The following is a 22,031-nucleotide window of genomic DNA, read 5'->3' as shown; positions in this document are numbered from 1 at the left end:
GGCCGCCATGTGCGGCCGGTTTTTTTTCGCCCCTGCCCCGGCAATAGCCGGCATTTCGGATCCCTGATGTCCACCGCTATCATCGGTGGTTTGTTCATGTCGACAGAGCCAAAACCATGAGCGTCATCGCCTCGCAGATCGATCCCCGTTCGTCCGAGTTCCAGGCCAGCAGCGCACAGCTGCGTGCCGTGGTCGACGACCTGCAGCATGAACTGGCACGCAGCGCCGAAGGCGGTGGTGCCAAGGCTCGGGAGAAGCACGTTGCCCGCGGCAAGCTGCTGCCGCGCGAACGCATCCGTGCCCTGCTCGACCCGGGCTCGCCGTTTCTCGAGCTATCCGCGCTGGCCGCGCACGGCATGTACGACGATGCGGCCCCGGCGGCGGGCCTGATCACCGGCATCGGCCGGGTCAACGGCATCGAGGTGGTGGTCGTGGCGAACGATGCCACCGTCAAGGGCGGCACGTATTTCCCGATGACGGTGAAGAAGCACCTGCGCGCGCAGGAAGTGGCGCTGGAGAATCGCCTGCCCTGCGTCTACCTGGTCGATTCCGGCGGCGCCTTTCTGCCACTGCAGGACGAGGTGTTTCCGGACAAGGAGCATTTCGGTCGCATCTTCTACAATCAGGCGCGCATGTCCTCGTTGAACATTCCGCAGATCGCGGTGGTGATGGGCTCATGCACCGCCGGCGGTGCCTACGTGCCGGCAATGAGCGACGAGACGATCATCGTGCGCGAGCAGGGCACGATCTTCCTCGGCGGCCCACCGCTGGTGAAGGCCGCCACCGGCGAGGTGGTCGATGCCGAAACGCTGGGCGGTGCAGACGTGCACACCTCCATGTCCGGCGTGGCCGACCACTACGCCGAGAACGACACGCACGCACTGTCGATCGCGCGCGACATTGTCGCCAGCCTGAACCGGAAGAAGGACGTGCCTCTGGCGCTGCGCGCGCCGGTCGAACCGAAATACCCGGCCGAGGAGCTGTACGGCGTGATTCCCCAGGACACCCGCCGCCCGTTCGACATCCGCGAGGTGATCGCGCGCATCGTCGACGGCTCCGAGTTCCACGAATTCAAGGCGCGCTACGGCAAAACGCTGGTTACCGGCTTCGCGCATATCCACGGTTATCCCGTTGGCATCATTGCCAACAACGGCATCCTGTTCGCCGAGAGCGCGCTCAAGGGCGCGCACTTCATCGAGCTGTGCAACCAGCGCAACGTGCCCCTGGTATTCCTGCAGAACATCACCGGCTTCATGGTCGGCAAGAAGTACGAGCAGGCCGGCATCGCGAAGGACGGCGCGAAAATGGTCACTGCGGTGGCCTGCTCGCACGTGCCGAAATTCACCGTGGTGATCGGTGGCAGCTTCGGCGCCGGCAACTACGCGATGTGCGGCCGGGCCTACGGCGCGCGTTTCCTGTGGATGTGGCCGAATGCACGCATTTCCGTGATGGGCGGCGAACAGGCCGCGTCGGTACTCGCCACGGTGAAGCGCGACGGCATCGAAGCCGCCGGCAAGTCGTGGAGCGCGGAGGAGGAGGAGACGTTCAAGGCACCGATCCGCGACCAATACGAGCGCCAGGGCCATCCATACTACGCCAGCGCTCGGCTGTGGGACGATGGCATCATCGATCCGGCCGATACCCGCCGCGTACTGGGCCTGGCGATCTCCGCCTCGCTCAATGCTCCGATCGAACCGCAGCGCTTCGGCGTATTCCGCATGTAACACGGTTCAAAAAAACTCCTGGGTTATTGCCACCAAAAAATGCCAGGCGTACTGTTCCTCATGCGATTCCTGTAGCCAAGGGATTGGGACGTCATGAACGTATTCCCGCGCGTTGTATTCGGCCTGTTTTTTTTGACGGCTGCTTTGGCTACGCCTGTCTTTGGCCAAAAATACGATACGGTGGCCGGCCCCAACGGCAAGCCTCCTGCATTCACGGAAGGCACACACTTGGCCGACGCAAGACCCGGCCAGTATTTTTTCAATATCGGCGCTTATGCCTTTATGCATCACGACTACGTGCATGCCGTCCGGATGTATGAGCTTGCTGCGTCCTGGGCGTACAAACCCGCCGAATATAATCTCGCCGTCATGTACGCACGGGGTCAGGGTACGGCGGTCGATCTTCCCCGTGCGATAGCATGGATGAGGCTCGCCGCCGAGCGAAAAAATCCCGTATACCTGAAGGCACAGACACTGATCGAGGCGAACCTCAAGCCAGGCGGAGCTGGCAAGGCGGAGGCGATCTACAAAGAACTCGAGTCCCGATATGGCGACGAATCGGCAATGCGTCGAGCCAAAAATCGCTGGGTCGAGGTACAGAAGGGCCAAACAGGCTCGCTGACAGGTCATCCGATAGGGCCGGGGTACGTCGGAAATCCGAACGGAACCCATACGACGGATAGCTCGCTCCTCTACCAGGAGCTTATGGCGAGCGAAGACCCCTACAACACCCCTACTGTGACGGTTGGGACACTGGTGCCAGTCAAATCGGATGGTATTCAGACGTCCAAAAAACCGGAATCGAGTGCACAACCCAAGGCGGATCAGCCACTACCCTGACCGGCCAATCGGGTACTGCTCAATCGCGCGGCTCTTCGTTACGCAGTCGTACGTCATTGGGCAGCATGTCGACCCGCTCCACACTGGCTTCGCGCTGCGATTCGAAGAAGCGTTGCACCTGCTGGCAGACTGCCATGGTGTTCTCGCGGGCAATCGCCGAGACCAGGAACCATGGCTGGGTCCAGCCGAGCTCGGCGATGATCTTTTCCGCGGTCGCGGCACGTTCATCCTCGGCCAGCATGTCGGCCTTGTTCAGCACCAGCCAACGCGGACGATCCAGCAGCTCCGGATTGAACTTGGCCAGCTCCTGCTCGATCGCACGCACCTGCGCAGCCGGGTCCGTGCCGTCGATCGGCGCGATATCGACCAGGTGCAGCAGCAGGCTGGTGCGCGCCACATGGCGCAGGAACTGGATGCCGAGGCCAGCCCCGTCGGCCGCTCCCTCGATAAGGCCAGGGATGTCGGCGATCACGAAGCTCTGATCGGTGCCCAGGCTGACCACGCCGAGATTCGGGTGCAAGGTGGTGAACGGGTAATCCGCCACCCGCGGCGTCGCCGCGGAAACCGCGCGAATGAAGGTGGACTTGCCGGCATTCGGGAAACCGAGCAGGCCGACGTCGGCGAGCAGGCGCAGCTCCAGCTTCAGTTCGCGCACCTCGCCCGGCGTGCCCGGCGTTGCCTTGCGCGGTGCACGGTTCACCGAACTCTTGAAGTGGATATTGCCCAGCCCGCCCTTGCCGCCCTGCGCCACCAGCATGCGCTGGCCATGGCCGGTGAGATCGCCGATCACCTCGTCGGTATCGACATTGGTGATCATGGTGCCGACCGGCACGCGGATCGTCGTGTCCTCACCGCCCTTGCCGTACATCTGGCTGCCCATGCCATTTTCACCGCGCTGGGCCTTGAAGCTGCGCTGGTGGCGAAAATCGACCAAAGTATTGAGGCCTTCGTCAGCCACCAGCCAGACCGAACCGCCGGTACCGCCGTCACCGCCGTCGGGGCCGCCGAACGGAATGAATTTCTCGCGGCGGAAGCTGATGCAGCCATTGCCGCCGTCACCGGCAAGGACTTTGATATTGGCTTCGTCGACGAATTTCATGGGTTTGGACCGGGAGTGGAGGGAACGGGCAGCGGGGAAATCATATAGGCAACCAGAGCGTCGGTTTTTACCGTTCCCTGTTCCTCATTCCCGTTCCCGACGTTTGTTGCAGAAACGACAAACCGGCAGGACTGCCGGTTTGCGCGGCACAGCCGCCCGAAGGATGAGGCACATGGATGTGCCGAAACGAAAAGCCCCGCCGAAGCGGGGCCTTCGCTGCCACATCGCGGAGACTTACGCCTCTACGACGTCGACGAAACGGCGATTCTTGTCGCCGCGAACCTTGAACTGGACGGTGCCGTCGACCAGCGCGAACAACGTGTGGTCGCGGCCCAGGCCGACGCCGACGCCCGGGTGGAACTGGGTGCCGCGCTGGCGCACGATGATATTGCCGGCTTCGATGGCCTGGCCACCGTAGATCTTCACGCCCAGGTATTTCGGGTTCGAATCGCGACCGTTGCGGCTGGAACCTACGCCTTTTTTATGTGCCATGACTCAATGCTCCAGTGCTCAGGCGTTGATGCCCGTGATCTCGATTTCGGTGAAATGCTGACGGTGACCCTGCTGACGCTTGTAATGCTTGCGGCGGCGGAATTTGATGATGCGGATCTTGTCGGCACGGCCGTGCTTGCGGACGGTGGCGCTGACGGTGGCGCCTTCGACGACCGGCGCACCGACGGTGACCGACTCGCCGGAACCGACCAGCAACACCTGGTCGAAGCTCACGGAAGCGCCTTCTTCGGCGGTCAACAGCTCCACGCGCAGCACGTCGCCCTGCTGCACACGGTACTGCTTGCCACCGGTCTTGATGACTGCGTAACTCATGGGAATGCCCTTCTGTCGTTATTCTCTTGGGTATCGCCATGGCCCATTCAGGCCCGGCGAACCACGGATTATAACGACCCGACTGCGCGCTGGTCAAATACTGACCACATGAAACCCGCTGCGCCGCCCGAATGACCCTGCCAACGCGCCCGAAGGCTGCCGGAGAGACCGGCACGGCAGGAAAACCGGGCATCCGTCCATTTCACCGATCCGCAGGCTGAACTATCGAAACTCCTTGGTATAGTAAAGGATCCCCCCCATATCCGGCGTCCATGGACACCATTCGCATCCGCGGCGCACGCACGCACAACCTCAAGAATATCGACCTCGACCTCCCCCGCGACAAGTTGATCGTGATCACGGGACTGTCCGGCTCCGGCAAATCCTCGCTGGCGTTCGACACGATCTATGCCGAAGGACAGCGCCGCTACGTCGAATCGCTGTCGGCGTACGCGCGGCAATTCCTGTCGATGATGGAGAAGCCCGACGTCGACCATATCGAGGGGCTGTCGCCTGCGATTTCGATCGAGCAGAAATCCACCTCGCACAACCCGCGTTCCACCGTGGGCACGATCACCGAGGTGTACGACTACCTGCGCCTGCTGTATGCCCGCGTCGGCACGCCGCGCTGCCCAGACCACGGCATTCCGCTGGAAGCGCAGACCATCAGTCAGATGGTCGACGCCACGCTGGCGCTGGATCCGGAAAAGCGTTTCATGCTGCTCGCCCCGGTGATCCGCGAGCGCAAGGGCGAGCACGTGCAGGTGTTCGACCAGTTGCGCGCGCAGGGCTTCGTGCGTGCCCGCGTCGATGGTGCGGTGTATGACCTCGACGCCGTGCCGCCGCTGACTCTGCGCCAGAAGCACACCATCGAAGTGGTGATCGACCGCTTCCGTCCGCGCGACGACATCAAACAGCGCCTGGCCGAGTCATTCGAGACCGCATTGCGGCTGGGTGACGGGCTGGTAATCGTGGTGAACATGGATGACCAGTCCGCGCCGGAGCAGCTGCTGTCCTCGCGCTACTCCTGTCCGGTCTGCGACTATTCGCTGCCGGAGCTGGAACCGCGGCTGTTCTCGTTCAACTCACCGGTCGGTGCCTGCCCTTCGTGCGATGGCCTGGGGGTCACCCAGGTATTCGATGCCTCGCGCGTGGTCGGCCATCCGGAGCTGCCGCTGTCGGGCGGCGCGGTACGCGGCTGGGACCGTCGCAATGCGCACTACTTCCAGCTGATCCTGTCGCTGGCGGCGCACTACGGTTTCGACGTCGACACCCCGTGGCAGAAACTTCCAGCGGACGTCCAGAAGGCCGTGCTGCATGGCAGCGGCAAGGACAAGATCGCGTTCCGCTACATCACCGAGCGCGGCGGCAAGGTGACCCGCGAGCATGCGTTCGAAGGCATCCTGCCGAACCTCGAACGGCGCTACAAGGAAACCGAATCGCCGGCGGTGCGCGAGGAACTGGCCAAGTACATCAGCGACCAGCCCTGCCCCGCCTGTGAAGGCCAGCGCCTGAACCGTTCGGCGCGCAATGTGTTCGTCGCCGACCATGCACTGCCCTCGCTGACCCATCGTTCGATCGACGACGCACTGGCATTCTTCGACCAGCTCAAGCTGACCGGCTGGCGCGGCGAGATCGCGGTGAAGATCGTCAAGGAGATCCGCGAGCGGCTGACCTTCCTCAACGATGTCGGTCTGAACTACCTCACGCTGGATCGCCAGGCCGATTCGCTGTCCGGCGGCGAGGCCCAGCGCATCCGCCTCGCCTCGCAGATCGGCGCCGGCCTGGTCGGCGTGATGTACGTGCTCGACGAACCATCGATCGGCCTGCACCAGCGCGACAACGAACGCCTGCTCGGCACACTGACCCGGCTGCGCGACCTCGGCAATACGGTGATCGTGGTCGAACATGACGAGGATGCGATCCGCATGGCCGACCATGTGCTCGACATCGGCCCCGGTGCCGGCGTGCATGGCGGCGAGATCGTGGCACAGGGCACCGTGAAGGACATGCTCACCTCGCCACGCTCGGTCACCGGCCAGTTCCTGTCCGGCAAGCGCGCGATCGAGGTGCCCACGGAACGGCGCCAGCCGATCGACGACGCGTCGTGGCTGCATCTGAAAGGCGCCAGCGGCAACAACCTGAAGAACGTCGACCTGACGATTCCCGCCGGGCTGTTCACCTGCATCACCGGCGTCTCCGGTTCGGGCAAGTCGACCCTGGTCAACGACACCCTGTTCCGTCTGGCGGCGACCGAGCTCAACGGCGCCAGCGCGCAGCCCGCCGCATACAAGTCGGTTGCCGGCATGGACCTGTTCGACAAGGTGGTCGACATCGACCAGTCGCCGATCGGCCGCACGCCGCGTTCCAACCCGGCGACCTATACCGGCCTGTTCACCCCGTTGCGCGAAATGTATGCGCAGGTGCCGGAGGCGCGATCGCGCGGCTACACGCCGGGGCGCTTCAGCTTCAACGTGCGCGGCGGCCGCTGCGAGGCCTGCGAAGGCGACGGCATGATCAAGGTGGAGATGCATTTTCTGCCGGACGTCTACGTGCCCTGCGATGTCTGCCACGGCAAGCGCTACAACCGCGAGACGCTGGAGGTCCATTACAAGGGCCATACGATTGCCGACGTACTCGACATGACGGTGGAGGATGCGTTGAAGCTGTTCGAGAACGTGCCGACCATCGCGCGCAAGCTCGATACACTGCGCGCCGTGGGCCTGGACTACATCAAGCTCGGCCAGAGCGCGACCACGCTGTCCGGTGGCGAGGCGCAGCGCGTGAAGCTGTCCAAGGAGCTGTCCAAGCGCGACACAGGGCGCACGCTATACATCCTCGACGAGCCGACCACCGGCCTGCACTTCCACGACATCGAGCAGCTGCTCGACGTGCTGCACCAGCTGGTCGACCAGGGCAACACCGTGGTGGTGATCGAGCACAATCTCGACGTGATCAAGACCGCCGACTGGGTCGTCGACCTCGGCCCCGAGGGTGGCGCCGGTGGTGGCCGCATCCTGGTTGCCGGTACGCCTGAAATCGTGGCTGCGCATGCCGAGTCGCATACCGGCCACTTCCTCGCACCGCACCTGAAATCCACCAAGGCAGGCAAGGCCGCCCGTGCTCCCAGTGCCGCCAAGCGGGTCAAGGCAGCCACCAAGCACATCGCCTCGGCCGACAAATACAAACCGATGCGTGGGAAAAAACGTTGATGAGTCCGCGCAAATCCAGCATGCAAACCACGCCCGCTGATGAAGCGGTATCACACGAAGTCATCGCTGCCGCGCCGACCGCCCCCACGGCCACCCAGGATGCGCCTCTGTTCGTTGCCACGCTCGGCGTGCGCTGGCGCGACCTGGACGCGTTCAATCACGTCAACAATGCCGACTACCTCACCTACCTGGAAGAAGCGCGGCTGCAATGGCTGCAGCACGTGCGCGACTGGTTCAGCGAAACTTCGATGCCGGTGCTGGCTGCCAGCACGCTCAACTACCGTCAGCCGATCGCATGGCCGGCTTCGCTGCACATCGAACTTCGCTGCGAGCGGCTGGGCAACAGCTCGATGACACTTGCCCATCGCATCGTCGATGCGGATGACGCCAGCCGCCTGTACTGCGACGGATACGTGGTGCTGGTGTGGATGAATCCGATGACCGGCAAACCGGTAACGCTACCGGCAGCAATCCGCGTGGCCGCCGCCGGGCGCGAGGGCAACTGAACGCGATCGCGCGATCGGCATCGACGGTCATCGACACACCGCGTTCGTGCGTCGTCGCTATGATGGCCGCTGGTCCCCACGATGGAACGCGCCCGATGACGACATCACATCGCACCGCTCTTGCCCTCGCCTGTGCAGCTGCCTTCGCCGGCATGTCGCCGGCACATGCGACCGACGGCACCGCACTGACTCTGTATCGCAGCGACAGCGCCGCACTGTATGCCAGTAATGGCAACGGCAACGTCGATGAGGGTTATGCGGTGGTGCGCGAACAGCGTGCGCTGACGCTGACGGCGGGTATCCATGACGTACTGATCGGCGATCTTCCGATCTTTCTCGATCCCGAATCACTCGCACTGGGCTTCCCCGGCGGGAATGCCACGGTCATCTCGCAGCGCCTGCTGCTGGCCCAGGGGCAGAACGCCACGTTGACCGGCCTGGTTGGCCATACGGTGGACGTGCTCGGTGACAGTGGCCAGCCACTGGCCAGCGGTACCCTGCTGCGTGCCGGCGACGGCCTGCTGGTGCGCGACCACGACGGCAACACTTCACTGGTACGCCAGTTTGCCGCCGTGCGCACCGCCGGTGGCGACTTCCCCACCGGCTCCAGCCTGAGCCTGCGGGTGGATGCGACGCACACCGGTCCAGCCTCTGCCGTACTCAGCTACCCCACCTCCGGTCTCGGCTGGCGCGCCGCCTATGTGGCGACACTGCAGCCAGGTACGGCCTGCCGCATGCAGTTCGAATCACGCGCCAGCATCGCCAATCGCAGTGGTCGTGACTGGCGCGATACCCGGCTCACCCTGATTGCCGGCGAACCGAACATGGCCAGGGAGTCGGCGCCACGCCCGATGATGACGAAGGCGATGGCAGCTACCGCCGCCGCACCGCTGCCACAGCAATCGACGCTGGCCGACTACCGCAGCTACAGCTTGCCCGACGCGATCGACCTGCCCGACGGCAGCGTCAGCCAGGTGCCGCTGTATGCCACCCGCAGCCTGGACTGCACGCGCACCGCGCTGTACGAAAACGGCGGCACGTGGATGCCACCACAACCGATGCTGGGCCGCGACTACAACATCGGCGGCGGCACTGCGATCGTCAGCACGCTCAAGCTGCAGGCGTTCGACAGCCTTCCCGCCGGCTACCTGCGCGTGCTCACCACTGACCAGCACGGCACACCGCAATTCATCGGCGAAGGTCGCATCGACGACACCCCGAAAGGCAGCGACGCCACCATCACGCTGGGCACCGCGTTCGACCTGCGCGCAGAGCGCACGCGCACCGCTTTCAGCACGGACCAGGCTGGTCGCACCCTGGACGAGGCGTTCCGCATCAGCCTCAGCAACGCCAGCGACAGCGCCCGTACGGTGACCGTGCGCGAACATCCCAGCCGCTGGCGACAGTGGGTGCTGATGTCGTCCAGCAGCAAGCCCAGCCAGCAGACACCCGACACGATTGAGTTCCGCGTCGAGGTGCCGGCCAACGGCAAAGCCACGCTGGACTATGCAGTGCGTTACAGCTGGACCGCCAACGACAATCCCCAACCGTAATCATCGAGCCGGAGCTTCACCATGCTCAATATCACCAACCACGACAGCATCCGTGAAATCCAGCTGGCCCGGCCGCCGGTCAACGCGCTGAATCTGGAGCTGCTGCACGCACTGCGCTCTGCCATCGACGACAGCGTGCGCGACGGCGTGCGCGGCATCGTGCTGTCCGGTGCGCAAGGCCTGTTCTCCGCCGGCGTGGACGTGCCGGCCCTGCTCGGCCGCGACCATGCTGGCGTACGCGAATACTGGCGCGAGTTCTTCGCACTGTGCGCCACCCTGGCACGTTCGCCGATTCCGCTGGTAGCGGCGATCACCGGTCACAGCCCGGCCGGCGGTGCCGTGCTGGCGCTGTTCTGCGATTACCGCGTGATGGCGGAAGGCCCGTACCGGATCGGCCTCAACGAGGTACAGGTAGGCCTGATCGTGCCCGAGGCGATCCAGCTCGCGCTGCGCCGGGTGGTCGGCACCTATCGTGCCGAACGGCTGCTGGTCGCCGGTGCGATGATCGAATCCTCCCAGGCTCTGGCCTGCGGTTTTGTCGACGAACTCACCGGCGTCGACCAGGTCACCACGCGCGCACTGCACTGGCTGGGTGAACTGCTGGCGCTGCCATCCCACGCGATGCTGGCCACCCGCACCCTCGCGCGCGCCGACCTCGCTGCCGCCTATGCCGATCCCGATGCACTGCCACTGGACGATTTCGTCGAGGCGTTCTTCCATCCGCAGACGCAAACCGTATTGCAGCAGCTGGTGGCACGTTTGAAGAACAAGCACTAAGGTCGCCTTTCCCGAAGGAGCGCCCAAGGTGCGCTCCTTCGGATCAGCCTTTCGCCACCGGCCGCGACGGATCACTGATCCAGCCGCTCCACGACGGCGCATACAGCCGGGAACCGTGCAGCCCCGCATACTCCATCGCCAGCAGGTTGTAGCAGGCGGTGACGCCGGAACCGCACATGTGCACCACCTGGTCAGGTGTCGCGTCACCCAGCACCGCAGAAAACTCCTCGCGCAACCGTGCCGGCGACTTGAAGTGCCCATCAGCAAGCAGGTTATCGTTGTAGGGTCGGCTGCACGCTCCGGGTACATGGCCGGCGGCGCGATCCAGCGGCTCGACCTCGCCGCGGTAACGCGCAGCGGCGCGGGCGTCGATCAGCAACGGCGGCGGTGCGGCATGCAGGGCCGCATGATCGACGATCACCTGCCGTGAATCATAGGCCAGCGCCACTTCGGTCGACGAACGTGGGCGGGTAACCGTTTCGACCGGCTGTCCGGCCGCCTGCCATGCGGCAAAGCCACCGTCGAGCACCGCCACTTCCGATACGCCGGCCAACCGCAGCAGCCACCACAAGCGCGCCGCGGCCAGCGCACCCGGCCCGGCGTCATAGCTCACCAGCTGCAGGCCCGGCCGCCAGCCCCAGCGGCCAAGCACGGCACTGAAGGCTGCCGCCAGCGGCAACGGATGACGGCCGAGTCCCTCGGAGATGCGCGACAAGTCGGAGAGGTCGCGCTCCAGGTCGGCGAATACGGCTCCCGGGATGTGTGCCGCCAGGTAACTGCGCTCGCCTTGCGTGCGGTCGGCCAGATCGACACGGCAGTCGACGATCAGCACATCGCCCGCCGGCAATGCAGCCAGCGTGGCAACATCGATCAGGGTGGTTTTCAGTGTCATGCGCGTCCCATCCTCTGCAGCAGGTTGTACAGCATCGCGGCAGTCGCGCCCCAGATCCGGTGACCGCCGTGGACGAACTCCACCATGGGCCGGCGATGGCCACGGAACTCCATCGTGTAACGGCGCAGGTTCGCCGGCTCCAGCAGGAACGCCAGCGGCACCTCGAACACTTCGGCCACCTCATCCGGTGCCGGATACAACTGCGCCTCGGCAGCAATCCACGCCACCACCGGCGTGATGCAATAGCCGCTGATCGTCTCGAAGCAGTCCAGATAACCCAGCGGTGTCACCAGGGTGCGATCCAGGCCGATCTCTTCCTCGCTCTCGCGCAAGGCTGTCGCCAACGCGTCGCCGCCATCGGCCGGATCACTGCGGCCACCCGGAAATGCCACCTGGCCGGCATGCGACTGCAGCTGATCGGTGCGCACGGTCAGCACCAGCCGCGGCTGCACGCCCTCACGAAAACCGACCAGCACGGCGGCCGGCTCACGCTGCGTGCTACCGAGCAACTCGGTCATGTCCGCGTGGTTCCAGCCCGGTGCCGTTGGCGGCGACGACAGCGGCAGCAGCGCCTTGACCAGCGCCTCCATCATGGCCGTTCGCGAGCCGGCAGGATGATCTGCATGACGTACCGTCGTTCCGCATCGTTCATCACGCGCCAGCGACCGATTTCCTCGCCGGTACGCAAGCAACCGACACAATAGCCGCGCTCATCCAGCCGGCAGATGCCTATGCAAGGAGTTAGCGGAGGGATTTCAGCAGGGCTTGGCTCGTTCGGCATGCCCAGTCATGTTACCACCGGCATGCATCAGGGCCTGACCGGATTCGACTGGATCTCGAGTAACTGGATCTCGAACACCAGTGCCTCGTTCGGGCCGATTCGCGGAAGCTGGCCGTCTTCGCCATAGGCCAGTTGCGGCGGAATCACCACCTTCCAGCGATCGCCCACATGCATACGCGGGATCACGTCGCGCCAACCAGGAATGACTCCGTCCACCTCGAAACTCACCGGCGCGCCATGCGCCCAGGTGCTGTCAAACTCGGTGCCGTCGATCAGCATGCCGCGATAGTTCACCACCACCCTGCTGGTCACGGTCGGGCTGACCGTACCGGAGCCCTTGCTCAGCACCGCATACTGGATACCCGAAGGCAGCTGCACCACGCCCGGCTGCTCCCGGTTGTGCGCCATGAAATCGGCGCTCTTGCGTGCATTGGCTTCGGCGATCCGTTTGAATTCGGCCAACGCATTGGCATGCATCTGGTGCTCGAGGCTGCGCAGTTGCTGATGCATTTCCTGCATCGACACCATGGGATTTCGCTTGGCGTAGGCATCCTGAATCGCGCGCATCAGGACAGCAACATCCACATCCGGCCCGCTATCGGCAAACTGGCTGCCGATCTGGTAGCCGATCGCGTATGACAGCTTGGTCTTGTCCAACTTCACCGGCGCATCGGTCGCCGGCGCGCGATTCTGCGCATGCACCACACCGCCCAGCAGCAACATGCCGAACAGTACGCAACGCAGATGTGTCATGCCTATCTCCATCGAGTCCTACTCTATCGCGACTGTCGATCCAGACGGTCCATCCTAAGCGGTTCGCCGGATTCCTGCAGCGGTGGCCGCACGTGGCTTGAGAAACCCGCTGGCGACAAAGGTTCCCGCTGCTACCATCGCGCCTTCGCATCCATCGGGAGCCGTTCATGGCCTATCGCAACCTGGAAACCAGCAACCGCGGCGCAGTGCGCACGATCACCGTCAACCGCCCCGACAAGCTCAATGCGCTGAACCGCGACACGCTCAACGAGCTGACCCTCGCCTTCACTCAGGCCGCGCAGGACGATGCCGTGCGTGTCGTGGTACTGGCCGGTGCCGGCGAGAAGGCGTTCGTCGCCGGTGCCGACATTGCCGAAATGAACGGCTACACGCCGGTGCAGGCGCAGGCCTTCTCGCGCACCGGCCAGCGCCTGATGAGCTCGATCGAGCGCCTCGGCAAGCCGGTGATCGCGCGCATCCAGGGTTTCGCCCTCGGTGGCGGCATGGAGCTGGCAATGGCCTGCCACCTGCGCGTGGCCAGCGAGAAGGCGAAGTTCGGCCAGCCCGAGATCAACCTCGGCCTGATCCCCGGCTTCGGCGGCACCCAGCGCCTGCTGCGTCTGGCCGGACGCGGTGCCGCGCTGGAGCTGTGCCTGACCGGCGCCGTGATCAACGCACAGCGCGCCTACGAGCTAGGCATCGTTACCCGCGTGGTCGCGCCCGAGGCGCTGGATGAAACAGTGAACGCGCTAGCCGACCAGCTCGCGGCCGCTGCCCCGCTGGCGGCCGCGGGCATCCTCGACGCCGTGCTGCAGGGTGGCGAGACCGGTATCGATCAGGGTCTGGAATTCGAGACGCAGGGTTTCGCACTGGCGTTTTCCACCGAGGACATGCGCGAAGGCACCAGCGCGTTTCTGGAAAAGCGCAAGGCGGCGTTCAAGGGACGCTGACTATCTGTGCGGACAGATTGAAAACGGCCTCGATCCGATAGCCATCGGGGTCAACCACAAAAGCTGCATAGTAATTCGGCCCGTAGCCTAGCCGCGGGCCTGGCGCTCCGTCGTCCTGGCCACCATGGTGCAGCGCGGCCCGGTGAAAGCACCCGACCGAGTCGCGATCCGGCGCAGCAAAAGCAAGATGGAAACCCGGACCCGGGATAGCTGCCTCGTTACCGCGGAGCTTGATGGCAAACTTGTCGCCACCACCCGGCTCGCCGTACCCGATCGCAGTTTCATCGGCCCATGCACGCACATAGCCGAGCGCATCCAGCACCGCATCGTAAAATGCAGCCGAGCGCTGAAGATCAGCCACACCCAGAGAGACGTGATGCAACATGTGTCGTCGAGGTGAGCCGCTCATCAATGATGGCTGCCGCGATACTTCTTTTCGCCGGCGGTCACCCGCAGATCGAGCCGGTTCTCCGGTGGCGCCAGCGGGCAGGTGGCGAATGGGGTGAACGCGCAAGGCGGGTTGTAGGCCTCGTTGAAATCGAGGATCACCTTGCCGTCCCGTCCCAATCCATTTTCGGGAAGCGCGGCGTACAGGAAACGCGCGGCACCGTAGGTTTCCTTGCCCGAGGTGCGATCAGCGATCACGAAGAACAGCTCGCCACCCGGTTCCTCCTGATACGGCAGCAGTTCATAGGTATGGCCGTCGCGCTGGAACACCGCCTTGCCCGGCACGTCGACCTTGTCGATCGTACCGATCACCGAGCCTATTTCCAGCTTGTGCGGCGGGTCGAACGGCACCCAGGTCGCCACGATGTGCCAGGACGGATCGATCGGAAAGTAATCTATGCCGAGGAAATCTCTACGCGTGACCGCGTCGCCATCCTTGACGCGCAGCGCCTTGCGACCATCGCGGTCGATCACGTAGAAGTTCGCCGCACCGAAACTCACCAAGGTCGGCGACGCGTCACCGGTGACGTGCACATCGTCGACCAGCGCCGCTTCGGTCACGGCCTTGCCATCCACCGTGGCCGCACTGCCCCTGGCCAGCACGATGCACAGAGAACCATCCTTTGCCAGCGTTACCGTGCCGAGATGCGCCGGCCCCGCCTTCAGCACGATGTCGTTGTCGGCGGCGCTGCCGACACGATTGTCGCCTTCCTTCAGCCACTCCAGGCCGATCAGGCTCAACCAACCATCCGGTGCGGTGAGCCGCTGCAGCCGGCCATTGCGCCATTGCTGGATCTGCTGTTCGTAGGTTGCAGCGGGGACTGGCGCAGGTGTTTCGGCGTGCACGGCAACAACTCCGGAAAGCAGGGCAAGAGCAACAATGGCATCACGCAACATGAAGTGAAATCCGCACGAGGCAGGAGCCCCGAGTATGGCCGTCCATTTGCGTACAGGGCAAGCCGTGTCGTCAGCGGCCGCGCATGAACAGCTTGTCCAGCTCGGCCACGCTCAACTGAACCCAGGTGGGCCGGCCATGGTTGCATTGTCCTGAGCGCTCGGTCGCTTCCATCTCTCGCAACAGCGCATTCATTTCGGGGATCGTCAGGCGCCGTCCGGCGCGCACCGAACCGTGGCAGGCCATGGTCGAGAGCAGCTCGTTTTCCAGTTCCTGCAGGCGGCGCGAACTGCCATGCTGGGCCAGTTCGGACAGCACGTCGCGACTGAGTTGACCGACATCCGCGCCTTCCAGCAAGGCAGGAATACGCCGCACCACGATCGTCGCAGGGCCACTGCGCGACAACTCCAGCCCCCATTCGGCCAGCGCGTCGGCATGCTCTTCGGCCGCGGCTGCCTCCTTCGCGCTGACCGCGATGCTCAACGGCACCAGCAGCATCTGCGAACGCAGGTTGCTGCAGGCACGGCCTGACTTCAGCTTCTCGTAGGTGATGCGCTCGTGCGCCGCGTGCATGTCCACCAGCACCAGGCCGTGCGCATTCTCGGCCAGCACGAAGATGTTCTTCAGCTGGGCGATCGCGAAACCAAGTGGTGGTGTTTCGCCCTCTTCCGTCGCCGGCATCTGCACGTGTGCAGCCGATGACTCCGGGGATTCACCGAGCAACGCCGCATAGCCTGCCAGCGGCACATCGCGCACGCCCAGACTAAGCCGGCTCTGGCTGAACTGGCCCGGCCATGCCGGCGCCCCGGAGGGCGCGGATGACGGCACCGCGTACGGCTCGTGCGAAGCGGGCATCGGTTCGGTCGTCGGCAAGGTATTCAAGCCCGCGCGCGTCTGCGCCAGCGCCTCGTGCAGGGTGCGGAACAGGAAGTCGTGCACCAGCCGCTGCTCGCGGAAACGCACCTCATGCTTGGCGGGATGCACGTTGACATCGACGCCGGCCGGATCGAGCTCCAGATACAGCACGAACGCGGCATGACGGCCATGGAACAGCACGTCCGCATAGGCCTGACGCACGGCATGGGCGACGATGCGGTCACGCACCAGCCGGCCGTTGACGTAGAAATACTGCGAATCGGCCTGCGCGCGCGATGCCGTGGGCAAGCCTACCCAGCCGGACAGATGCAGGCCGGCCATGGCGTGATCGATACGCAGGCTCTGCGCCGGGAATTCCTCGCCGAGCACTTCGGCCACCCGCTGCAGCGCCGCCTGTTCGTCTCGTGCCGCCTTCCACACCCGCACCGGCTTGCCGTTGTGGCTGAGCCGGAACTCCACCGATCCGCGCGCCAGCGCCAGCGATTTCAGCAAGTCATCGATATGCGCAAACTCGGTGCGTTCGGCACGCAAGAATTTCCGGCGCGCGGGCACGTTGTAGAACAGGTCGCGCACTTCCACGCTGGTGCCCTGCGGATGCTGTGCCGGACGCGCCGCCTGCAGCCTGCCGCTGTCAACCTCGATGCGGAAGGCACTTTCCTGCCCGCGCACGCGGGAGGTCAGCGCAAAACGCGATACCGACGATACCGAGGCCAGCGCTTCGCCACGGAAACCCATGCTGGCGACATGCTCGAGGTCGTCGAAGCTGCCGATCTTGCTGGTCGCATGCGAGGCCACCGCCAGCGGCAATTCGTCGACATGAATGCCGCCGCCATCGTCGCGCACGCGGATCAACCGCGCACCGCCGGCTTCGATATCCACTTCGATGCGGCTGGCACCGGCGTCGAGGCTGTTCTCGACCAGTTCCTTGACCACCGAGGAGGGACGCTCGATGACTTCGCCGGCGGCAATCTGGTTGATGAGTTCGGGAGGCAGTACGCGGATCACGGTCATCCGCCAACTTTAGCAGCGAACGCCGATGGCGCTGCTGCCGGAGGATCACAGGCGAGGCAATCAACTGGTGGGAATGGTCAGCACCGTGCCGGCATGTACGGTATCGGTATTCAGCTGATTGGCATTCTTCAGCGCACCCACACTGATGCCGTATTGCCGCGCAATGCTGCGCAGACTTTCGCCGCGACCGACCCGATGCAGGTCGCGCACGCCGGCATCCGCAGACGATGTATTGCCGGCCAGCGTGACATCGGCCGGCTTCGCTGCTGCGTCGCTGCCCGATTTGTCCGACGCCAGCTGGACGCTGTTGCGGCGTGCGGCCTGCGCCGCGAACCAGGTACCCGGCGGCGGCGTGGATTCGAAGTAATTCTTCACGCCGCTCATCACTGCCTCGGCGAGCTGTTTCTGATGCGCCGGATCGCGCAGCTTGCGCTCCTCGTCCGGGTTGCTGATGAATGCAGTCTCGACGAGGATCGATGGCACGTCCGGTGAACGCAGTACCACGAAATTGGCACGCTCGACATAGCCGCGATGGGTCGGGCCGAGCTGAGCCAGCGCCTTGAGTACATTGCCGGCGACCACGTCGCTGGCCTGCATCGCCCAGCCCTGCTGCAGATCCAGCAATACCTTGGCCAGACCGTCGTCCTTGTCATCCAGCGTGGTGCCGCCGATCAGGTCCGCGCGGTTTTCACGATCGGCCAGCCAGCGCGCCGCCTCGTTGGTCTTGCCGCGCGGCGACAATACCCACACCGACGAACCCCTGGCGTCATCGCTGGTGAAGGAATCCGCGTGGATCGCCACGAACAGGTCGGCATTGTTCTCGCGGGCAATTTCGTAACGCCGCTTGAGCTCGATGAAATAATCGCCGTCGCGTGTCAGCACAGCCTTCATGCCGGGCTGGCGGTTGATCTCCGCTGCCAGATCACGGGCCACCGCCAACGTCACATTCTTTTCCAGGGTACCGCCGGGACCATGCGCGCCCTGGTCCTTGCCACCGTGACCGGCATCGATCGCCACGACCACCTGGCGCTGGCCATTGAGCAGGGCCGCCGCCTGTTCGGTGGCTGCGCGGCTGCTGTGCGAGGAACTGCCGCGTCGCGGAGGCTGATTCACCGTGGTGAGGTTGGCCGCAACGGGCTGCGCAGCGACCGGTGTTGCTGGTTGCGCAGGCGCATCCGGCTTGGTGATCGCCACGGATTTGCCGGTATCGCCATCGCCCGGATAGAGATCGAGCACCAGCCGGTAATCCGTGCCCACGCCGCCAGCCGGCTTCAGCACAAAGCTCTTCATGTGGCTGCCCGGAACAATCTTCGCGGTCAGCTGCAGCCGGTCACCGATACGGACATGGCTCAGGCCTCGCAGCAGCCCCTGGGCGGTCGGGTCGGAAAAACCGGGAGTCGCCTGACTGCCAGGCAGATCCACCACGATCTGGCCGTCATTCTGGCTGATCGTGTACTGCAACGGACCTGAGGCATCGAGCACCAGGCGGGTGTACTCCGGGCCGGCCCATACGCGTGCACGCTGCATGTCGGCGGCCTGCGCCGCACACAGCGGTATCGCCGCCAGCGACGCGACGACGACAAACCCACCCAGACTGTTCAGGTAACCCCTCATGCGCCGCATTGAAGCGCAGTCATCTGGTGAATGCAAGGCCACTTTTCCTTCAATATCCATAACCTGCGGACTATTCATCAGGCTATATCAAGTTATTGGCCGCAAGTCACGCATTCCGAACAGATCACAGCCCGACTGGCCGATCGGCAATTTCTCAAGGAGGAATCGGCACTTAGGTCCGGTCAGGGCAGCCGCGAAAGCAGCTGGCCGCCACGCTCGCTGAAAGCGCACAGCACGGCATGGCGACCGTGCCCGGCGTAATCCAGATGCACAGCCAGGTCCGCCGCCGGCAGCGCGCCCGCACCGCGTTCGGGCCACTCCACCAGCACCACGGCAGCGGGATCCGCCAGCGCATCTAGCCCCAGCCATTCCAGTTCACCAGGATCGGCAATCCGGTACAGGTCCAGATGCCAGGCGGGCCGTTCCCCTGCGGTGTAACCCTCGAGCAGGCTGTAGGTAGGGCTCTTGATGCGCTCGCCGACGCCCAGCGCGGACAGCAGGGCACGCGCAAAGCTGGTCTTGCCCGCGCCGAGTGGGCCGTGCAGATAAAACACCAGTCCATCATCCAGCATCTTCGCGATGCGTACGGCCAGCGCCGCGGTGGCCGCCTCGTCGGGCAACGGCCATTGTCGTTCGATGTCGAAACGATCAGTGATGTTCACGCACTAGCTCCGCATCCCGTTGCCCAACGCGCGCAAGGGTGCCAGCAAATCACTCGCCAGCAATCCTCGCTCGCCGTGCTGCGCGGCCAGATCGCCAGCGCGGGCATGCAGCCCCACGCCGAGACACGCACCCTGCCATGCCGTGCAACCTTGTGCCATCAGTGCCGCGATGATCCCGGTAAGCAGATCGCCCATGCCGCCAGAAGCCATGCCGGGATTGCCCCAGGGACAGACGTCCAGACGTCCATCCGGATCGGCAATCAGGCTGCCTGAACCTTTCAGGACCACCGTCGCCGCATAGCAACGCGCCAGTTCGCGGACAGCAGAAAAACGATCCCGTTCGACATCCGCGATCGACACACCCAGCAGACGGGCCGCCTCGCCGGGATGCGGGGTCAGCACGGCTGGTACGGTGAACGTGCACGGCTTGCGCGCCAGCAGGTTCAGGCCATCGGCATCGAGTACCAGCGGCTTGTCCGCGTCCAGCGCAGCCTGCCACAGCACATGCGCCCAATCACCCTGCCCCAGCCCCGGCCCCAGCGCCAGCACAGTCGCGCGCTCGATCAACGAAACCAGCGCCGGCGCTCCATCGACCGCGTGCACCATCAGTTCCGGGCGCGTGGCATTCAATGCCAGCACGTGCTCGGCACGAGTTGCAACGCTGACCAGCCCGGCACCGGCACGCAAGGCCGATTCACCGGCCAGACGCGCGGCACCCGCCATGCCATGCTCACCGCCAATCACCAGCACGTGGCCGTTGGAGCCCTTGTTGGCATAGCGGGCACGCGGAGGCATCGCATCGGCAAGCAGCAGTTGCGCATCGGGATGGATATGCGCGCAGGCACTCTCGGACACACCCAGACTGGCCAGTTCCAGCTCGCCGACCTGGTCGGCCGCGTGTCCGGTGTGCAGTCCACGCTTGCCGACGATGAACGTCACGGTGACGTCCGCACGGACCGCCACACCCGGGCAATGGCCGCTATCCGCATCCAGACCGGAAGGCACATCCAGTGCCAGCAGCGGCTTGCCGCTGGCATGCATGGCATCGACCAACCGTGCGGCCGAGGGTTCGGGTGCGCGACTGAGGCCGATGCCATACAGCGCGTCAACGAGCACGTCCGTCACCGGCAACCGGGATTCCGCGTCCCACAGGCGTACCCGACCGCCGCCGGTCTCCCACTCGTTTCGCGCCATGGCCGCGTCGCCATGCGATGTCGCAGCCAGTGCCACCATCTCGACCTGCAAGCCGGCCTCGCGCGCCAGCACGCCGAGAAGGAAACCGTCACCACCGTTGTTGCCTGGTCCGCAGCAAATGCAGACATGGCGGGCCTGTGGCCAGTGCCGGCGCAGGCTGCCCAGTGCCGCGCTGGCGGCACGACGCATCAGGTCGTGGCCGGAGATCCGCATGGCGACCAGTGCCGCGCGCTCGATCTCGCGCACTTGTTCGACGGTATAGAGCGCGCGGCTGTTCATGTGACTTGGCATGCGCGAATTATAGGCATGGCCCACGTCTACAATAGAGCGATGTCCATGGCCGATGCCCGCACCGCTCCCGATTACGCTGCGCTCGCACGCGATATCAAGCGCTGGGCCGTCGAGCTCGGCTTTGCCGAGGCCGGCATCAGCGGCACCGATCTGGGTGAGGACGAGCAACACTTGCAGCGCTGGCTCGACGACGGCCATCACGGCGAAATGGAGTACATGGCCCGCCACGGCACCCGCCGCAGTCGCCCGGCCGAACTGGAACCCGGCACGCAGCGTGTCATCTCGGTGCGCATGGATTACATCCCGCCCGGCACGGCGAATGCCTGGAACGTGCTGGAAGATGGCGAGGCCGGCTACGTGTCGCGCTATGCGCTGGGTCGCGATTACCACAAGCTGATGCGCAACCGACTGCAGAAACTGGCCGAGCGCATCCATGGCGTGGTCGGCGACTTCGGCTATCGCGCCTACGTGGATTCCGCGCCGGTGCTGGAAAAGGCCTTGGCGCGCAATGCCGGGCTCGGCTGGATCGGCAAGCACACGGTGTTGATCAACCGCCGCGCCGGCTCGTATTTTTTCCTCGGCGAGCTATACACCGATCTGCCGCTGCCGGTCGACATCCCGGCCAGCGCACACTGTGGCAGCTGTGCCCGCTGCATCGAGGTCTGCCCAACCCAGGCGATCCTCGGACCGTACCGGCTGGATGCGAAGCGCTGCATCTCCTATCTCACGATCGAGCTCAAGGGCAGCATTCCGGAAGATCTGCGCGCGCCGATAGGCAACCGCATCTTCGGCTGCGACGACTGCCAGCTGATCTGTCCGTGGAACAAGTTCGCGCAGGACACTACCGAACCCGACTTTGCCCCGCGCCACAGCCTCGACGGCGCCAGGCTGGTCGAACTGTTCGCATGGAGCGAAGAGGAATTTCTGCAGCGTACCGAAGGCATGGCGATCCGCCGCACCGGTTACGAAGGGTGGTTGCGCAATATCGCGGTGGCACTGGGCAATGCGCCGCCCTCGGCCACCGTGCGCAATGCACTCAAGGCCCGCGCCGGGCACCCTTCGGCGATCGTGCGCGAACATGTGGCATGGGCATTGGGGCGTCAGACTGACGCCGTCGCTTCGGGCTGAA

19 protein-coding genes and 1 pseudogene are annotated in these 22,031 nt (G+C 64.7%); 8 read left to right on the top strand and 12 right to left on the bottom strand.

Translation table 11 applies throughout. The annotated features are described in order from the left end of the window. Positions 1 to 116 precede the first annotated feature (116 nt). Positions 117 to 1,724, top strand: a complete 1,608-nt coding sequence (locus tag ACYVKM_RS06455; protein ID WP_460876779.1) for a carboxyl transferase domain-containing protein — start codon at positions 117 to 119, stop codon at positions 1,722 to 1,724. Positions 1,725 to 1,817: 93 nt separating this feature from the next. After that, positions 1,818 to 2,564 carry a tetratricopeptide repeat protein gene (locus ACYVKM_RS06450; protein ID WP_460876778.1) on the top strand — a complete coding sequence of 249 codons (747 nt, stop codon included), beginning with the start codon at positions 1,818 to 1,820 and terminating at the stop codon, positions 2,562 to 2,564. A 19-nt stretch (positions 2,565 to 2,583) separates the two neighbouring features. On the opposite strand, the gene cgtA is transcribed toward ACYVKM_RS06450, so the two are convergent. The 3 genes from cgtA to rplU all read right to left on the bottom strand — a co-directional run bounded on the left by cgtA (position 2,584) and on the right by rplU (position 4,488). Continuing rightward, positions 2,584 to 3,663, bottom strand: coding sequence for an Obg family GTPase CgtA (gene cgtA / locus ACYVKM_RS06445; RefSeq protein WP_460876777.1), 1,080 nt, complete (start codon positions 3,661 to 3,663; stop codon positions 2,584 to 2,586). 234 nt (positions 3,664 to 3,897) lie between these two features. Further along, complete coding sequence (rpmA, locus tag ACYVKM_RS06440) at positions 3,898 to 4,155, bottom strand: 50S ribosomal protein L27 (RefSeq protein ID WP_460876776.1); 258 nt, start codon at positions 4,153 to 4,155, stop codon at positions 3,898 to 3,900. An 18-nt stretch (positions 4,156 to 4,173) separates the two neighbouring features. Beyond that, positions 4,174 to 4,488 carry a 50S ribosomal protein L21 gene (gene rplU, locus ACYVKM_RS06435; protein ID WP_460876775.1) on the bottom strand — a complete coding sequence of 105 codons (315 nt, stop codon included), beginning with the start codon at positions 4,486 to 4,488 and terminating at the stop codon, positions 4,174 to 4,176. 272 nt (positions 4,489 to 4,760) lie between these two features. Between rplU and uvrA the strand changes: the two genes are divergently transcribed. The 4 genes from uvrA (at position 4,761) to ACYVKM_RS06415 (ending at position 10,536) form a co-directional block, all read left to right on the top strand. Continuing rightward, positions 4,761 to 7,700 carry an excinuclease ABC subunit UvrA gene (gene uvrA, locus ACYVKM_RS06430; RefSeq protein WP_460876774.1) on the top strand — a complete coding sequence of 980 codons (2,940 nt, stop codon included), beginning with the start codon at positions 4,761 to 4,763 and terminating at the stop codon, positions 7,698 to 7,700. After that, the gene (locus ACYVKM_RS06425) at positions 7,700 to 8,206 is read left to right on the top strand and encodes an acyl-CoA thioesterase (protein ID WP_460876773.1); all 507 of its coding nucleotides are present in this window, start codon (positions 7,700 to 7,702) and stop codon (positions 8,204 to 8,206) included. The genes uvrA and ACYVKM_RS06425 overlap by 1 nt, the downstream gene beginning before the upstream one ends. 95 nt (positions 8,207 to 8,301) lie before the next feature. Continuing rightward, positions 8,302 to 9,759 (top strand): DUF4139 domain-containing protein, encoded by a 1,458-nt coding sequence (locus ACYVKM_RS06420; protein ID WP_460876772.1) that lies wholly within the window; start codon positions 8,302 to 8,304, stop codon positions 9,757 to 9,759. Between the two features lie 21 nt (positions 9,760 to 9,780). Next, positions 9,781 to 10,536: an enoyl-CoA hydratase/isomerase family protein gene (locus ACYVKM_RS06415; protein ID WP_460876771.1), complete on the top strand. Its 756-nt coding sequence runs from the start codon at positions 9,781 to 9,783 to the stop codon at positions 10,534 to 10,536. A 43-nt stretch (positions 10,537 to 10,579) separates the two neighbouring features. Here the strand turns inward: ACYVKM_RS06415 and ACYVKM_RS06410 are convergent, their stop codons facing one another. The 3 genes and pseudogenes from ACYVKM_RS06410 to ACYVKM_RS06400 all read right to left on the bottom strand — a co-directional run bounded on the left by ACYVKM_RS06410 (position 10,580) and on the right by ACYVKM_RS06400 (position 12,962). Next, positions 10,580 to 11,428 (bottom strand): sulfurtransferase, encoded by an 849-nt coding sequence (locus ACYVKM_RS06410; protein WP_460876770.1) that lies wholly within the window; start codon positions 11,426 to 11,428, stop codon positions 10,580 to 10,582. After that, a pseudogene (locus ACYVKM_RS06405) lies at positions 11,425 to 12,209 on the bottom strand (NUDIX hydrolase). Before ACYVKM_RS06405 ends, ACYVKM_RS06410 begins: the two are co-directional and overlap by 4 nt. A 27-nt stretch (positions 12,210 to 12,236) precedes the next feature. Next, positions 12,237 to 12,962, bottom strand: coding sequence for an FKBP-type peptidyl-prolyl cis-trans isomerase (locus ACYVKM_RS06400; protein ID WP_460876769.1), 726 nt, complete (start codon positions 12,960 to 12,962; stop codon positions 12,237 to 12,239). Positions 12,963 to 13,129: 167 nt separating this feature from the next. On the opposite strand from ACYVKM_RS06400, the gene ACYVKM_RS06395 reads away from it, so the two are divergent. After that, entirely contained in the window at positions 13,130 to 13,912 is a 783-nt protein-coding gene (locus ACYVKM_RS06395; RefSeq protein ID WP_460876768.1) for an enoyl-CoA hydratase-related protein, read from the top strand. On the opposite strand, the gene ACYVKM_RS06390 is transcribed toward ACYVKM_RS06395, so the two are convergent. The 6 genes from ACYVKM_RS06390 to ACYVKM_RS06365 form a co-directional block, all read right to left on the bottom strand. Continuing rightward, positions 13,899 to 14,297, bottom strand: a complete 399-nt coding sequence (locus tag ACYVKM_RS06390; protein ID WP_460876767.1) for a VOC family protein — start codon at positions 14,295 to 14,297, stop codon at positions 13,899 to 13,901. The two genes, ACYVKM_RS06395 and ACYVKM_RS06390, sit on opposite strands and share 14 nt — an antisense overlap. A gap of 23 nt (positions 14,298 to 14,320) precedes the next feature. After that, on the bottom strand, positions 14,321 to 15,256 hold the full coding sequence (locus tag ACYVKM_RS06385) for a DUF1684 domain-containing protein (RefSeq protein WP_460876766.1): 936 nt from the start codon (positions 15,254 to 15,256) through the stop codon (positions 14,321 to 14,323). 70 nt (positions 15,257 to 15,326) lie between these two features. Beyond that, a complete protein-coding gene (gene mutL, locus ACYVKM_RS06380) occupies positions 15,327 to 17,141 on the bottom strand; it encodes a DNA mismatch repair endonuclease MutL (protein ID WP_460876764.1) in 1,815 nt (604 codons plus the stop codon). Between the two features lie 60 nt (positions 17,142 to 17,201). Beyond that, complete coding sequence (locus ACYVKM_RS06375) at positions 17,202 to 18,755, bottom strand: N-acetylmuramoyl-L-alanine amidase (RefSeq protein ID WP_460876763.1); 1,554 nt, start codon at positions 18,753 to 18,755, stop codon at positions 17,202 to 17,204. A 182-nt stretch (positions 18,756 to 18,937) separates the two neighbouring features. Next, positions 18,938 to 19,411, bottom strand: a complete 474-nt coding sequence (gene tsaE / locus ACYVKM_RS06370) for a tRNA (adenosine(37)-N6)-threonylcarbamoyltransferase complex ATPase subunit type 1 TsaE (protein WP_460877792.1) — start codon at positions 19,409 to 19,411, stop codon at positions 18,938 to 18,940. Between the two features lie 9 nt (positions 19,412 to 19,420). Then, the gene (locus ACYVKM_RS06365) at positions 19,421 to 20,902 is read right to left on the bottom strand and encodes an NAD(P)H-hydrate dehydratase (protein ID WP_460876761.1); all 1,482 of its coding nucleotides are present in this window, start codon (positions 20,900 to 20,902) and stop codon (positions 19,421 to 19,423) included. A 15-nt stretch (positions 20,903 to 20,917) separates the two neighbouring features. Between ACYVKM_RS06365 and queG the strand changes: the two genes are divergently transcribed. After that, the gene (queG, locus tag ACYVKM_RS06360) at positions 20,918 to 22,030 is read left to right on the top strand and encodes a tRNA epoxyqueuosine(34) reductase QueG (protein ID WP_460876759.1); all 1,113 of its coding nucleotides are present in this window, start codon (positions 20,918 to 20,920) and stop codon (positions 22,028 to 22,030) included. The last annotated feature ends 1 nt before the right edge of the window (position 22,031 follow it).

The organism is Rhodanobacter koreensis (assembly GCF_054782855.1).
The sequence above is the reverse complement of the archived record's forward strand: the minus strand, read 5'-3'. Positions and strand labels throughout refer to the sequence as shown.